Origin of the sequence: Chryseobacterium sp. CFS15 (assembly GCF_031118795.1) — a bacterium.
In the GTDB taxonomy this organism is placed as follows: domain Bacteria; phylum Bacteroidota; class Bacteroidia; order Flavobacteriales; family Weeksellaceae; genus Chryseobacterium; species Chryseobacterium indoltheticum.
This window is the reverse complement of sequence record NZ_JAVHYL010000002.1, coordinates 90,705-106,995: the sequence shown is the minus strand read 5'-3', so window position 1 is coordinate 106,995 and position 16,291 is coordinate 90,705. Positions and strand designations below refer to the sequence as shown.

The following is a 16,291-nucleotide window of genomic DNA, read 5'->3' as shown; positions in this document are numbered from 1 at the left end:
AAATGAATTGAATAGCTTGAATTGAAATACCAATTATTTGACCACTCTTGATTCAAAATATTACCAATTTAATTGAAATCTCAACGGGAAAATCAGAAAATACACCAAGAACAAAATGTCTTCTCTTACCGATGATGCCGTAATGAAATCAGTGTATCTAGCATTAAAAGAAGCTACTAAAAAATGGACCATGCCTATTCAGAATTGGGGCTTTGTTCTTAACCAGTTTATGCTTATTTTTGAAAAAAGGCTCAGATTGTAAAATCCAAGCCCTAACTTTTTAACTTACACACTTTGTGGGATAGTGTCTTATTTAATTTCTAATCATATGCTTTTTATAATTTTCCGATAATTCACTAATTGGATAACTACTACTTATGCTGTTAAGAATATTAATCTCGACAAAATTTATCATCGTGTCTATATCAAACTCTGTTTCTTTATTTAGATATTTATGCCTGTTTAGTATCTCAGTGAAATAATACCGTATTCTTTTTACTATATTAAATTTTTTCAAATCAAAATATAACGCTTTTGTCAGATATTCTTCGTTAAATATATTAGTTTCTGAAACAGTAACCCAATGTAATTTAAAAGCCGATTTATTGTGTTTAATCAAATAATTACCTGAATATAATAAAAGAGGTATTTCTGATTTTGATAAAAAATCTTTCAGTTCCTCCTCATCGTCATTTTTGATTTTTTCCATGAATAACTTATTAATCTCATCTTTGTTACAAAAAGAGATTTTATATTCTTTTTCATAATCTTTTATCACATTGTCATACAACTCTTCTATATTATTGTTATTCTGACCTATGAAAAAATTATAATTGGTCAATTGATAATCAAAATAATCCTTTAAATCAGCCTTTAATTCTATTTCTTCATTTTTTGCCACGGATTCTTTCAATTCTTCATAAGTTGTATACCATTTTTGTTTTCCCCTTTTTAAGTATAAAAAATGAGGTTCGTCAGAATAATATAATAGATGTATTCCTTTATCCATATTCATATAGATCACTGCTGCTTTCGAGTTATTATCTTGTGATTTCATAATTATTGAGAAAGTTAAAAATAATAATAAAAATTTTGTCTTCATATTATCTTGGAATATTAAAATTCTTATCAAATATAAAGTTATCGCCATAATTATAATGATCTCCAAATAATGTAAAGAGATAACGCAATTGTACAAAATTGACACTTATACTTTGCTTATTCATTTTGTACATCGGTACCATGTGAAACACATTGACATTCCTTTGATCACCATATCGAATTAATTCCCTAATATCCGTAACATTTGACGACGTAAATAAAAAAATATTGCCACCACCTTGTCCGGACAGCCAGTCTGTATAGTCGTAAACTTGACCACCTCCCTTGTTAAATATATAATTCTTATGTGTTAACGTTGCTTCTATAATTGTAGGCTTGGATGGAACCACAAACGGGTTTATAGGATCTACAAATCGATGAGGCTAAATTTAAGAAGTAAACATAAAAAACGGCTTCCGGCAAGGGTAAAAGAGCCTTTGCTTCGTCCTGTTTATCCCAATGTAACCTGGAGTATAAACTTTATGCACGACACTTTGGAGAATGGCAAGAGTGTGAGAAGCCTTAATATTATTGATGATTTTAACAGAGAGATTCTGAATATTACCATTGACACCAGTTTACCATCAGCAAGAGTAGTTTCCGAGCTGGGACAGCTAATCGACTGGCGTGGGAAACCGGAAAGAATAAGGGTTGACAATAGTCCTGAATTTATTGCAGGAAAACTAAAAGACTGGTGCAGTAAGAACGGAATTGTCATTCAGTATATTCAGCCGGGAAAACCAACGCAAAACTCTTTGGCAGAAAGATTCAATAGAACGTTTCGGACAGAATTCTTAGATGTTTACCTTTTTGAGAATATCAGGCAGATGAGAAATTATTCGGAAATCTGGATGTGGATGTATAATAATGAGCGGCCGCATAGTGCTTTGCAATACCTCACACCAAGGCGTTTTTATTGAAATATGGAAAACCCAATCAGGCAATATCGACGAGTTTCCCACATTCCAACAAAATTTCAACAACGATAACAAGGAATTATTAACCAAAAACTCTACTTTTGAGTGTACCAAAGAGGGGTGAGATTACAATTCTATTAAATCGACAGTAAAATAAGAGTATATGTTCCGATAAAGTTTATTATAATTTTAAGAACTAACTTGATGTTTATGGTCAGTAAAAGAATTTGTAACTCGTTTATAATTTTACATTTCGAATCATCTAAACTTTTTAATATAAGTTCCCATCGCAACCGTAAGAGATTATACTATTTTTAAATCTGAAGGAATTTTGATAATATTATACCATGTATTATGAAATATCTCAGTTATACATAAGACAGCTTAAATATTTTCAATTTACCAAATGTAATTATTTTCCAGAATTCTTTTTTTTGTACTGTTCACTTTCAAATGTCAATTCTTCCATGGTCTTGCGTTTACCATTAGAGATCCAATCTAAAAGTTCATCTTCAAAAAAATAAAGTTTCTTGCCATTTTTGTAGCAAGGAATATTTCTTTTTCGCACCAATGTATAAATAGTTGATTTTGCTTTTCCGATAAGTTTTGATACTTCATCAATACCTATCGGTTTTTTTTTGGAAGGAATCGTTACTGTCGCATTTTCTTTAATTAGTAATAGCTTAAGATCACCAACTTCGTTAATGAGAAACGCAACTGCATTTGGTAAATTCTCGAAAGATATTTCATGATCATTCATTGTATTTAATTTATAGATTTCACAAAAAACAAATAATTTTGGTAAGAGAGATTCTACATCTGCGTCCCTTTCATATATAATGATGACATTATCATTTCAGTGATTTTGGAAGATATATAAATCGCCGTAACGTAGTGTTTTACTATACTTTGCTACCGCAACCTTAACTATTCTACTCTATCATAAGTTGCTTATTACTCCTACCTTAAGTAAATCTACCAATCGAAATATAGATTATTATGTTTTTGACTTAATAAAGTATGCCTCTGTCCTAAATTGGCTAATTAATAGTACTATTCCGCTACTTTAAAAGTGCCATTCAACTTTTAGCTTACCGAAAATGAAAGATGCATCAGTATACAGACGGTGATGTAATGTTCGATATTATTAACCCAGTCCAGTAATGTATATTACATGATAGCCTAGTATCTACGTGAATTTTAAAGATTTATAGGAGGAAATATTAAGTTATTATTCTCCAAACATGTGTTGCAAATGCATTTACAAATTTTTCAGATGAATAGCAGTCGAAGCTTTATTTTTCTTCTCATCAACAATTTTTGCATAAACCTGCGTAGTTTTTACGTTTGTATGACCAAGCATTTTACTAACTGTGTAAATATCAGTTCCACTCGAAAGCTGAAGCGTTGCAAAAGTGTGTCTGAAATTATGGAAAGTTATTTTTTTGTTAATTCCTGCACTTTCAATCCACTTCTTTAGTGGTCGGGAAATCCAAGCCGGGTCAGTCAAATTTTTAAAAATTAAATCAGTAGGAAGACCAACTGAACCACAAAGTTGTAATGCCTGTTTAGACATCGGCATATATTCTACGCCTTTGGTTTTTTTTTGAGTAAAATTTATTTTCGCCTGATCATTTTCAAGGCTTATTTCGTTCCACGTAAGTTTTTGAATATCGGAATGCCGTAAACCTGTTAAAGCTGAAAAGAGCGCTGCCCGTTTTAGTACGTCAAGTTCACATGGCGTTTCAACTAAAGTATTAAGTTCATCAAGTGTAAGATATTCTCGTCTTGATTCTTTGTGCGGAATCGATTTTATTTTAGCAGAAATATCACTGGTAAAATAGCCATCGATAAAAGCTTCTTTCAATGCAGCTCTGAAAACAGAAAAATATGTTGAAGCTGTATTTTGAGAAATACTATTTTCTTTATTACTACCACTTTTAGCAGTCAATAGATATGCTTTAAACTTTTCACAGAACCTTGTATCTATTTGAGAGAAAGTAATGGTTTCGCCTCCAAAATCTTTTAGAAACTCTATTGAGCGATACCAATTTACTTGAATGGATTCGGAATTGTTTTTATGCCTTTTAGTAACCAGCAGATCAAAATATCTCACAAAATTCTCCTGAGATTTTTCTTTTTGTTCTGCAAGTACTGCGTCAAGATCACTGTAAAGTTCAATATTATCATATTCTCTCTGACGTAATTTGCGTAAAGAATCTGCATAAAGCATTGTCTCGCGGTCGTTATTGCTTTTGCAAACAATAATACCATTATCATCTCTTTTAGGTTTAAATGAGACGGAATCTTGTGTTGTTCTCGCAGGACGTTTTTTGTCAAAATCTACCGTTGTAACGCTTCTGTTCAGATACTCTCGAACTCTTTGAACTTTATCTCTACCCGACATCTTCACAGGATAACTTTCCAAATAAATAAACCATTCATTTCGGAACTCTGCTTTTCGTAAGCGTACGGTAACCTTAGTTTTTAGTAACTCTTTCATTTTCCTTCAAAAATTTTATCAATTAAAATTTTAGGAACATACACGAAACTTCCAACTTTCTTTGTCGGAATTTTATTTCTTTTAATTAGGTTTGTGACAGTTCCTGGATCAGCGTAGAATTTTGAACTAATCTCGGAAATTGTGTAACAATTACCAACTTCAAAATTGGGTTTCTCAGGAATTTCTTTCGACTTATCTGGCATTTTAACTGCTGTAAACATTTGTTCTATATCAATTTTGCTTACACGAGTGAGTCGCTCTCCCAAATTGATGGCAGGTATTTTTCTACTTTTAATTAATCTATGAATCGTGTTTTTTGAAATTCCAAAAAGCATTTCCGCTTCACTCACGGATATATATGGTCGTGTTTGCAATTCAGCAATTCTAGAAACTGAGTTCTCTAACAGTGTTTTTTTTGCTTCGATTTCTTTTGCCAATTGTTTTTGCCTTTTTCCCAACTTTTCCGAGCAATACTTACTGCAAAATCTGGTGGCAACTGTTTTTGCTTCAAATGGCTTCTGGCAAAATTCACAAAGTTTCGGTATTTTAAGATTACTGAAGCCCATAATTCATTTTATTTAAATTTAAAAATATACATTAGTACATTTAAGACACAATAAGACCCACATTGTCCGTTATTAAGATGCGGTACAAATAAGATACAAAATTACGACAAAAATTGATTAAAATCAACTATTAAGAAAAATACAAAAATAAAAAAAATCGCTGTAAACATTACATTTACAGCGATTTACTAATTTATTTCAATCGATATTAATCGATGATAATTGCTACTTACTTGACTTCTTCAAAGTCTGCATCCTGAACATCTTCTGCTCCGTTTGCCTGACCTTGAGTTTGTTGAGCTCCTGCATCTGCACCTTGTCCTTGTGCATACATTTCTTCTGAAGCTGCCATCCAAGCTGCATCTAAAGCTTCAGTTTTAGCTTTTACATCATCTCCGTTTTTAGCTTCGAAAGCTGCTTTCAATTCTGTGTGAGCTGTTTCGATAGCTGCTTTTTTATCAGCAGATAATTTATCACCGAATTCTTTCAATTGCTTTTCAGTCTGGAAAATCAATCCGTCAGCTTTGTTGAAAATTTCAACTTCTTCTTTTCTCTTGTTATCAGCTGCAGAGTTTTCCTGAGCTTCTTTTTTCATTCTTTCGATTTCTTCGTCAGAAAGACCTGAAGAAGCCTGGATTTTGATTGATTGCTCTTTTCCAGTTCCTTTATCTTTAGCAGAAACGCTCAAGATTCCGTTTGCATCGATATCGAAAGTTACTTCAATCTGAGGAACACCTCTTTGTGCTGGTGGAATATCTGTAAGGTCAAATCTACCGATCTCTTTGTTATCGTTGAACATTGGTCTTTCACCCTGTCCTACTCTGATGCTTACAGCCGGCTGATTGTCAGAAGCTGTAGAGAATACTTCAGATTTTTTAGTTGGGATTGTAGTGTTTGCATCAATTAATTTAGTGAAAACAGAACCCATTGTTTCGATACCTAAAGAAAGTGGCGTAACGTCTAATAAAAGAACGTCAGTTACATCTCCAGTTAAAACTCCACCTTGGATTGCTGCACCAATTGCTACAACCTCATCTGGGTTAACTCCTTTTGAAGGTTTTTTACCGAAGAATTTTTCAACTTCTTCCTGGATGATTGGGATTCTTGTGGAACCACCTACCAAGATTACTTCGTCGATATCTGAGATAGAAAGACCTGCATCAGAAAGCGCTTTTTTACAAGGCTCCATAGATCTTCTTACCAAGTCAGCAGATAACTGCTCAAATTTAGCTTTAGTTAAAGTCTTCACTAAGTGTTTAGGACCTGTAGCTGTAGCTGTGATATAAGGAAGATTGATTTCAGTTTGAGGAGAAGAAGACAATTCAATTTTTGCTTTTTCAGCTGCTTCCTTCAATCTTTGTAATGCAATTGCATCACCTTTAAGATCTACCCCTTCTTCAGATTTGAATTCGTCTGCCATCCAGTTGATAATAACATCATCAAAGTCATCACCTCCTAAGTGTGTATCACCATTTGTAGACAATACTTCGAAAACTCCGTCACCTAAATCAAGGATAGAAACGTCGAAAGTACCGCCACCAAGGTCATAAACAGCGATTTTTTGATCTTTGTGAGATTTATCCATACCATAAGCCAAAGCTGCTGCTGTAGGCTCGTTGATGATTCTTTCTACTTTAAGACCAGCGATTTCACCAGCTTCTTTTGTAGCTTGTCTCTGAGCATCATTAAAGTAAGCCGGAACAGTGATTACTGCTCTTGTTACTTCTTGTCCAAGATAATCTTCAGCAGTTTTCTTCATTTTCTGAAGAATCATTGCAGAAATTTCCTGTGGTGTATATTCTCTGTCGTCGATTTTTACTTTTACAGTATCATTTGGTCCGCTTACCACTGCGTAAGGCACTCTTGAAACTTCAGAAGCATCGTCTTTGAAATGTGTTCCGATGAATCTTTTGATAGAATATACAGTCTTAGTAGGGTTTGTTACAGCCTGTCTTTTTGCAGGATCACCTACTTTTCTTTCACCATCTTCTGTAAACGCTACGATAGAAGGTGTTGTTCTTTTTCCTTCTGCATTAGGGATCACTACAGCATCTTTACCTTCCATTACTGCAACGCAAGAGTTGGTTGTACCTAAGTCAATTCCGATTATTTTACTCATAATATTTATATTTTTTCTAATTTTTAAATTTGATTACACTCTCACTTTCTCAATATCTGTACCATTAGAATTTTTGTGACAAATTGACAGTTTCAATTATTTTTAAATAAAACCGAGACAAATTTTAAACATAAAATGTTATATGATGACAGTAATAAACTTATTTTTTTACCGCAAAAAGAAACAAAGATTTTTGAGATGTTTAACAGATATTCAAAAGTTTACAAAATCCTTCGACAAGTTCAGGATGAAATTATTTAGATTTTTTTGTAATCATCGACGGTGTCATGCCGAGCCTGTCGATGCCTTCAAAACTAATATATTCTGTTGCTTTCAAAAATTTTTCTGTAAACCTAAGTGACTTATGTGTTTAAAATAATTTCACTGTTTCACTTACTTTTCCTTCAACTAAAAATTTAATTAAGAATTAACTTTAGAATCTTCTGAAAGAACAGTTTTATTAGTATTTTTGATAAATTTTATACACAAATATGTCTTTACATTTTAATCCCAGAGATGTTACCTGGTTAGCATTTAACGAAAGAGTATTACAGGAAGCGATGGACGAAAACGTGCCGCTTCATCTCAGAATTCGTTTTCTTGGGATTTTCTCAAATAATCTTGATGAGTTTTTCAGAGTACGTGTTGCCGGTCTGAAGCGTGCGATGGATTTTAAAGAAAAAGTAATTGCCGAATCATTTTATCAGCCGCCTTCGAAAATTCTTCAGAGAATTAACGAGATTGTTATGACTCAACAAGCTGACTTCGATAAAACCTGGAAAAAAATTCAGCTTGAGATGGCAGACCAGAAGGTTTTCATTAAAACTTCAAGAAACCTTACTGCCAAACAGAAAGAATTTGTACGACAATATTTTGATGAAGTGGTAGAAGCCAACGTTATCCCGATTCTTCTTCACGAAAATACTCCGATGCCCTACATGAGAGATAAAAGTCTTTATCTGGGTGTTGCGATGAGAAAAAAAGACTGGAATTATCACAGCAATTATGCAATTATTGAAATTCCGTCGCGTTTTGTAGGAAGATTTGTACTATTGCCAACAGAAGATCCTGAAGAAAAAAATGTGATGCTGCTTGAGGACGTTATCACTTTCAACTTACCGCATATTTTCTCTTATTTCGGATATGACGAGTTCTCTGCCAATGCTTTTAAAGTAACCAAAGATGCAGAAATGGATATTGATAACGACATCAAAACCAATTTTGCCGAAAAAATAGAAAAAGGACTTAAAAATCGTAGAAAAGGAAAACCGACCCGGTTTGTTTTCGATAAAGACATGGATAAAGCAATGCTCGAATTGCTGATCCGAAAATTAAATTTAAGCAAAAAAGACAGTATTATTCCTGGCGGAAAGATTCACAATTTCAAACATTTTATGGATTTTCCCGATGTCATTGAATACAGCAAAAAACCGGTAGAAAGAACGTCTTTTACGCATCAGGCTTTTGAGCATGGCGAAAGAGTGACAGACGTTATTCAGAAACAAGATGTTTTACTGAGTTTTCCGTATCATACCTACACACCGGTAATCGACCTGTTGCGTGAAGCAGCAATGGATCCGGATGTAAAATCTATTCAGATTACCGCTTACCGTTTGGCAAGTAATTCAAAAATAAGCAATGCGCTAATCTACGCTGCCAGAAATGGTAAAGAAGTGACCGTAATGCTCGAGCTTCAGGCAAGATTTGATGAAGAATCGAATTTGATGTGGAAAGAAATGTTTGAGCCTGAAGGAATCACTGTTTTAATCGGAATTCCTGACAAAAAAGTACACGCCAAACTTTGCATTATTAAAAAACGGGCACACAATAAAACTCTGCAATATGGTTTTGTAAGCACTGGAAACTTTAATGAAAAAACGGCTAAAATATATGGTGATCATCTGATAATGACTTCAGACAGAGGCATTATGGCAGATATTAATAAAGTATTTACCGTTCTGAAAAAACCAAAAGAAGATTATCTGTCGGTTCTGAAGACCTGCAAAAACTTGTTGGTTTGTCCGCTATTTATGCGCGAAAAAATTGAGCATTATATTGATAAAGAAATTGAAGAAGCCAAAGCCGGAAGAAAAGCAGAAATGATCATTAAGGCAAATTCGGTAAGTGACCGTGCTTTAATTATCAAAATGTACGAGGCAGCGCAAGCCGGTGTAGTAATAAGAGTGATTGTGAGGGGAATTTATTGTGCCATTAATCAAAAAGATTTTAAACAGAAAATAAAAGCAATAAGCATTGTTGATGAATATCTGGAGCATGCAAGAGTAATGTATTTTTACAATAAAGGCTCTGAAGATATCTATATTTCTTCTGCCGACTGGATGAATAGGAATTTGGATCACCGAATTGAAGCAGCGGTAAAAATTTCCGATAAAAATCTTAAAAAAGAACTGAAAGATATTCTTGATATTCAGTTAAGGGATAATGTAAAAGCAAGAATTTTAGACAAAAAACTGAGCAACGAATACATCAGCAACGGTGAAAAAGAATGCCGCTCTCAGATTGAAACGTATAAATATTTGAAGGCAAAAACTACCGTAAAATAGCCTCAATAAAAGGGTGCGAAATAATATTTTGTAAATTCGTCCGTAAAAACACAAATTTTAAAATTTTAAACAACTGAAATTCAATAAAATACAATCAAATGATCATTGCAGCGATAGACATAGGAAGTAATGCGGCCCGACTTTTAATCAATGAGGTGAAAATTCAAAACGGAAAGCCTGAATATATTAAATTAAATCTACTGCGAATACCTCTGCGATTGGGAATGGACGTATTCACTCTTGGAAAAATCGGCGAAGAAAGAGAAAAAATGGTCTTAGATTCTATGAAGATTTTCAGTGATTTGATGAAAGTTTACAAAGTAGAACATTACAGAGCCTGCGCTACAAGTGCGATGCGTGATGCCGAAAATGGGAATGAAATTATTGAAAAAGTAAAAAATCATGCAGATCTGACGATAGAAATTATTTCAGGAGACGAAGAAGCAACTTTAGTTTACGAAAATCACGTTGCAGAAGGTCTCGACAAAGATTTCGCTTATCTTTATGTGGATGTTGGTGGTGGTTCTACCGAGCTTACGTTCTATGAAAACGATACAATGATCTACGAAAAATCTTTCAATATCGGAACAATTCGTCTTCTCAATAATCTTGTAACAGACGACAACTGGAAAGAAATGAAAGAAGAAATAAAAGCAAATATCAGCAGTAAAAAACAAATTGTAGCCATCGGTTCCGGTGGAAATATCAACAAAGTTTTTTCGATGAGCAAAACCAAAGACGGAAAACCAATGTCTATTGCCTACTTAAAAAAAGCCTACAAAGAATTCAACGATCTTACCGTGGAAGAAAGAATGACAAAATACGGTTTCAGAGAAGACCGAGCCGATGTTTTGGTGCATGCTTTGAAAATCTACAATTTTGTGATGCATTGGGCAGATATCAATAAAATTTTTGTGCCGAAAATTTCTGTTGCGGATGGTTTGATTCACAATATTTATGAAAGGGTTTCGGGAGAGAAATAAGTTTCGTGAATTTTAATTTCAATTGCGTTTATCTAAAACAAATTATAGCTTAATAACATAAAATTCAAATACTTATAATAATTCTTAAACTACATTGACGCAATAGTATATAATTTATATTTGTGCAATTTGTATATTTAGATGTTATGTGAAATATTAAAAAGCATAGTACATAAATTAAACTCAACTAGATTTTAAATGAAATTTTTATTAACCTTAACTCTTTTATTATCATTTTATTTTGTCAGTGCACAAAATTCAGAAATTAAAAAGTTTTCGATCAAAAGCAATTCCTTAAATGAAACTCGTGATTTAACATTATATTTCCCGAAAAAATTTTCTGCCAAAAAAAAATATAATTTGATTTTTATGGCTGATGGTCAATTTCTAAATGAAAGATATAAATCGAAAATTGATAGTTTAATAGATAATAAATTGATTTCGGAGTTTATTATAGTTGGTGTAAATTCAAATGAAACAGGTATACCAAATTCATACTTACAGCTAAGAAATTATGAATATATAGAAAACAATGATGCTGAAATTGGTTCGGATCTTTATTCTAGATATAGAAATCACCTTGAATTTTTCATAAGTGAAGTTGATGAGTATGTTAAAGAATATTTGAAAATAAAAGTGAAGAAAAGATTTTTTTATGGGGTATCAAATGGTGCAGGTTTTGGAATTAGTTTACTAGACAAATATCCTAATTTTTTTAAATCTTATATTTTATATTCAGTTGCTGGAGCAAATAAAGATAATTTAAAAAAATCCAATAATAAAATTTCAAATATCATCATTCGATATGGAAATCAAGAACCAGAACCTATTATTGACTACAATATAGCTTTAGCTGAATTAATTAAATCAAAAAATTATAAAGTAACTTTTTCAAATTATAAAGGTGGACATAAAAGAATTGATTGGTTAAATAACTTTATAAAAGATATTCAGCTAATTGGATTATAAATACTTCTCACAACATCGTATTGGCGAAATGATGGGTTTGTGTGAATCCTGAATAATCACTTAGCCACCAATACTTTCGTTATCATCAATGATAAAAAAAGACACAACAATGAAAATCCCAACCATACACGGATATATAGATCGAAGAATTTTAATCAATTTTACAGCTGATCCAAAATCTGTGGAGAAGATTATTCCATTTCCTTTTAGACCAAAAATTTATAAGGACAAAGCTATCGTTGGAATTTGCTTAATCAGACTGAAAAACATAAAACCAAAAGGTCTACCTGACTTCATTGGAGTAAATTCTGAAAATGGTGCTCACAGAATTGCGGTAGAATGGGACGAAAACGGTGAGACAAAATCAGGAGTTTACATTCCTCGCAGAGACACTTCATTAAAATTAAATACATGGGTTGGCGGACGAATATTTCCTGGAAGACACTATCACGCAAAATTTAATGTAGAAGAAGAAAAAGGAAATTATCATATTGATTTTAAGAGTTCGGACGGCACTGAAATACTAATTGATGCCACTGAAACAAAGTTGTTTAGCGATACATCTATTTTTGAAACATTAGATAACGCTTCTTACTTTTTTGAAAATGGCGACCTTGGTTACTCTCCAAACAAAGATAAATTTGACGGACTTAGATTGAAAGCATATAAGTGGGAAGTTAGGCCACTTGATGTTTTGAAAGTAAAATCAAGCTTTTTTGAAAACGAAGAAATTTTCCCAAAAGGTTCGGTAACTTTTGACAACGCATTATTAATGACAGACATTGAACATGAATGGAAAAGCGAGACGGACAAATGACCGAAGTATAAAAGTTCTTGGTGAAAATTTCTAAATGGAGATTGCGGTTCAATTTCCATAACATAGCCGCCCTTGGAAACATTATCAACAATATTAAAGCCAATAAATAACAAAATGGACAATATAGAAATTACGAAAGAAAATGTTGTTGAAGCGGAAAACAAGCTTTTTTCGGCTCAACGTGTAAGCAATGTTGATTTACTTGACCACCTGTTACATGATAATTTGATTGCAGTTTCACCGACAGGGCAAATTGTAACTAAAGAAATGGATCTCAACTCTCATAAAGCGAAAACAATGATTATTGAAGAAGCTTCAACAGAAATTGACGACATTAAAATATCGGGCGACACCGCACTTTCAATTGTTACAATGACAGCGAAAGGAAAAATAATGGAAACACCAATTGAAGGAAAATTTAGATATTTTAGAGTTTGGAAACGTTTCGACGGCACATTGAAAGTGATCGGAGCAAGCTTTATGCAATTACCTTAAATTAAATAAAAACACTGTTTATAACAGCAATTTTTCAATTGATCTTTAATAATACGATAGCAAATTTCCTCATAATTAACAATTTATTAAAGAATCTCCACAATAAGAACAAATTATTAATCAAATCTTAAGATTCGCTTAAAAGCCTCACAACTTTCAAACCTCATTTTTGCACAAATCTATAATTGAGTAAAAATGAAAAACAAATACCTTTTGCGAGGCTTATTACCTATTGCTGCTTTATTTCATGGCGCAGTTTCAGGGCAAAGCACTTTAGTTCACTATTGGAACTTTAATAACAATGCATCTGTTTCCGCTATTACAACACCTACATCAACACTTTTGAACGGTTCGATTACCGCAGTTTCTACAGGAACAGGAAGTACAGATACCTTCATTGATTTTGCTGGCGGAACATCACAAAACTTTAATGTAGATAATTTAAATGCAAGAAACGGAGATGCTTCCGGAACGCATTTGAGATACAATTATCCGATCAACGGAAATGTACAATTTAATTTGCCAACGACAGGATATAACAATGCTGTTGTAAAATTTTCTACAAGAAGATCTGGTTCGGGTGCAGGAAATCAAAATTGGTCTTACTCTTTAGACGGAACTACTTTTGTCCCGTATCAAACAGTTACTTCACAAGACGCCAATCCACAACTCATAACATTTGATTTTTCGAATGTGACAGGAGTTTCAAATAACCCTAATTTTAAATTAAAAGTAGAATTTACTCAAGGCGGTGGCGGAGCTGTTGGAAATAACAGATTCGATAATTTCACACTAGATGCAACTTCAGTTGGCGGAACCGATACTACTCCACCAACCGTTGCTTATTTACCTGCAAACAACGTCAATAATGCTTCTATAACAGTAAATCCTACGATCACTTTTAACGAAAATGTAAGATTAATCGATAACTCTCCAATTACTTCTGCAAATGCACAAAGTTTGGTTGAATTACGTTTAGGAAACTCCACAGGAAATACAGTTCCGTTTACTACAGCTTTTGCCAACAATACAATTACGGTAATTCCTACAGGAGGTTTAGTTCCGAATCAGACTTATTATTTAGCTTTAAAACCAAATATGGTAGAAGATACAAGCGATAATACAGTGACGACAGCAACTTCTAGTATTTTCACAACAGCAGGAACGAGCATTTCTTTAGATAAAACTTTAATTAAGGTTAATGAAAACGCAGGAACTTTAGCATTTAAAATAAATGTGACCAATCCTTCCAATGCAACAGTAAATCTGGTTGTGAAACCTGCTTCTTTTAACACCGCAAACAGCAGTGATTTTACCTTTACAAGCCAAACAATTAACATCACGCCTTCTACAACCAGTGTTACGGTAAATATTCCGATTCTTGATGATACTTTGGAAGAACAACAGGCAGAATATTTTGTTTTAGGTTTAGAAAATCCTGTAGGAACAACGATTACCGGAGACACTACTTCTACCGTTTATATTATCGATAATGATAAAGCGGCTCCCGTTCCTTCTAATCAGATTACATTAAATTACATCGGAAGTTTTGATCCTTCTGGAAATAATAACAGTTCAACAGAAATTGTAGTTCATGATCCTGCAACTCAGAAATTGTTTACCATCAGTTCTTTAACAGATGTTTTTGATATTATTAATTTCACCAATCCATTAGCTCCGTCAGTAATCAACACTGTGAATATGACTCCTTATGGTGGAATTACAAGTATCGCCGTGAAAAACGGGCTTGTTGCTGTAGCCTCACCAAACGGAACAAACGCACAACAAAACGGATCGGTAGTTTTCTTCGACATCAACGGAAATTTCCTAAAACAAGTCACCGTAGGAGTTTTACCGGATATGATCACATTTACTCCAGACGGAACAAAAGTAATGACCGCAAATGAAGGTGAACCGAACGATGCTTATACGGTAGATCCGGAAGGTTCAATCAGTATTATTGATATTTCAGGAGGAATTAATAATTTAAGCCAGTCGAACGTTACGACACTTGGTTTTACGGGTTATAACAGTCAGGAAGCTGCATTTATCAGTTCAGGCGGAAGAAAAGTAAAATCTACAAGCACTTTGGCTCAGGATCTTGAGCCTGAATATATTGCCATAAGCCCAGATAGCCAGAAAGCATGGGTTTCTTGTCAGGAAAACAACGGAATTATCGAAGTTAATCTTAGTAACAATACTTTAGGAAATATTTGGGGATTAGGCAAAAAAGATATGAGTCTTCCAGGAAATGGTTTTGATGCTTCCGATAACAATGGTGAAGTTTTGATCGCCAACTGGCCTGTCAAAGCGTATTACAATCCCGATGCAATGGCTTCTTTTAAAGTTGGAAATACCAATTATCTGGTTACCGCAAATGAAGGTGACGAAAAAGACTTAGGTGGATTTAGTGAAAGAACAACAGTTGGAGCGAACGGTTATACTTTAGACTCAACTATTTTCCCAAATGCTTCTGTTTTAAAAGCTTCGCATAATTTAGGAAGGTTCAGAGTGACCAATGTAAACGGAAATACAGACGGAGACACAGATTTTGAAGAAATTCATGCATTGGGAGCAAGGTCATTCTCCATTTTCAATGCCGATACCAAGCAAATCGTTTACGACAGCGGTGACAAATTTGAAAGATATATTGCAGCCAATCATCCTTTGATTTTCAATGCTGATAACGAAGCCAATGGAGCTAAAAACCGAAGCCGAGCAAAAGGACCAGAACCGGAAGGCATAACTTTAGGAACAATAAACGGACAAACTTTTGCCTTCATCACTTTGGAAAGAACAGGTGGTGTGATGGTTTATAATGTAACCGATCCAAGCAATGTAACGTTTACAGATTACAAACATTCAAGAATGACTTCCGCATTTGGTGGCGACAACGGTCCGGAAGGAATTACCTACATTCCTCCCGCAAATATGAATAACGGAAAAGGTTACGTTATCGTTGCCAACGAAATCAGCGGAACATTATCAATGTACGAAGTCGTACTTTCTCCAACATTAGCAACCGGTGAAGTGAAAAAAGAAAAGGCAACCTTCAACATCTTCCCGAATCCTGTGAACAAAGGAAACACTCTTTATTTCAACAGAGCTCAAGGTTATGAGTTATACGATATGAGCGGAAAACTTCTTGGAAAAGAAAAATCGGCACTTACCATTGAAACTTCAAAACTAAACACCGGAGTTTATTTAATTAAAACTTCAGAAGGTGAAGTGAAGAGATTTATCGTTAAATAATTTTT

General features: G+C 33.7%; 11 protein-coding genes and 2 pseudogenes. 8 read left to right on the top strand and 5 right to left on the bottom strand.

The features are described 5' to 3' along the window. Positions 1-76: 76 nt before the first annotated feature. Positions 77-262 (top strand): annotated as a pseudogene (locus OH814_RS03260) (IS256 family transposase); the annotation flags it as partial. A gap of 51 nt (positions 263-313) precedes the next feature. Here OH814_RS03260 and OH814_RS03255 read toward each other — a convergent pair. Next, positions 314-1,057: a hypothetical protein gene (locus OH814_RS03255; RefSeq protein ID WP_308827071.1), complete on the bottom strand. Its 744-nt coding sequence runs from the start codon at positions 1,055-1,057 to the stop codon at positions 314-316. Between the two features lie 397 nt (positions 1,058-1,454). Between OH814_RS03255 and OH814_RS03250 the strand changes: the two are divergent. Next, positions 1,455-2,021, top strand: a pseudogene (locus tag OH814_RS03250) (integrase core domain-containing protein); the annotation flags it as partial. 409 nt (positions 2,022-2,430) lie between these two features. Here OH814_RS03250 and OH814_RS03245 read toward each other — a convergent pair. The 4 genes from OH814_RS03245 to dnaK all read right to left on the bottom strand — a co-directional run bounded on the left by OH814_RS03245 (position 2,431) and on the right by dnaK (position 7,206). Continuing rightward, positions 2,431-2,778: a helix-turn-helix domain-containing protein gene (locus OH814_RS03245; RefSeq protein WP_308827070.1), complete on the bottom strand. Its 348-nt coding sequence runs from the start codon at positions 2,776-2,778 to the stop codon at positions 2,431-2,433. 501 nt (positions 2,779-3,279) lie between these two features. Then, complete coding sequence (locus OH814_RS03240) at positions 3,280-4,521, bottom strand: site-specific integrase (protein WP_308827069.1); 1,242 nt, start codon at positions 4,519-4,521, stop codon at positions 3,280-3,282. Beyond that, positions 4,518-4,958 (bottom strand): helix-turn-helix domain-containing protein, encoded by a 441-nt coding sequence (locus tag OH814_RS03235; protein ID WP_308827068.1) that lies wholly within the window; start codon positions 4,956-4,958, stop codon positions 4,518-4,520. The genes OH814_RS03240 and OH814_RS03235 overlap by 4 nt, the downstream gene beginning before the upstream one ends. 358 nt (positions 4,959-5,316) lie before the next feature. Beyond that, complete coding sequence (dnaK, locus tag OH814_RS03230) at positions 5,317-7,206, bottom strand: molecular chaperone DnaK (RefSeq protein WP_308827067.1); 1,890 nt, start codon at positions 7,204-7,206, stop codon at positions 5,317-5,319. A 491-nt stretch (positions 7,207-7,697) separates the two neighbouring features. On the opposite strand from dnaK, the gene ppk1 reads away from it, so the two are divergent. The 6 genes from ppk1 (at position 7,698) to OH814_RS03200 (ending at position 16,286) form a co-directional block, all read left to right on the top strand. Next, positions 7,698-9,770 (top strand): polyphosphate kinase 1, encoded by a 2,073-nt coding sequence (gene ppk1 / locus OH814_RS03225; protein WP_123887192.1) that lies wholly within the window; start codon positions 7,698-7,700, stop codon positions 9,768-9,770. A 98-nt stretch (positions 9,771-9,868) separates the two neighbouring features. Beyond that, entirely contained in the window at positions 9,869-10,753 is an 885-nt protein-coding gene (locus tag OH814_RS03220) for an exopolyphosphatase (RefSeq protein ID WP_308827066.1), read from the top strand. A 198-nt stretch (positions 10,754-10,951) separates the two neighbouring features. After that, positions 10,952-11,722 carry an alpha/beta hydrolase-fold protein gene (locus tag OH814_RS03215; protein ID WP_308827065.1) on the top strand — a complete coding sequence of 257 codons (771 nt, stop codon included), beginning with the start codon at positions 10,952-10,954 and terminating at the stop codon, positions 11,720-11,722. 109 nt (positions 11,723-11,831) lie between these two features. Then, positions 11,832-12,539: a DUF2071 domain-containing protein gene (locus tag OH814_RS03210; RefSeq protein ID WP_308827064.1), complete on the top strand. Its 708-nt coding sequence runs from the start codon at positions 11,832-11,834 to the stop codon at positions 12,537-12,539. A 114-nt stretch (positions 12,540-12,653) separates the two neighbouring features. After that, positions 12,654-13,034 (top strand): nuclear transport factor 2 family protein, encoded by a 381-nt coding sequence (locus tag OH814_RS03205; protein WP_308827063.1) that lies wholly within the window; start codon positions 12,654-12,656, stop codon positions 13,032-13,034. Positions 13,035-13,229: 195 nt separating this feature from the next. Continuing rightward, positions 13,230-16,286 carry a choice-of-anchor I family protein gene (locus OH814_RS03200; protein ID WP_308827062.1) on the top strand — a complete coding sequence of 1,019 codons (3,057 nt, stop codon included), beginning with the start codon at positions 13,230-13,232 and terminating at the stop codon, positions 16,284-16,286. The last annotated feature ends 5 nt before the right edge of the window (positions 16,287-16,291 follow it).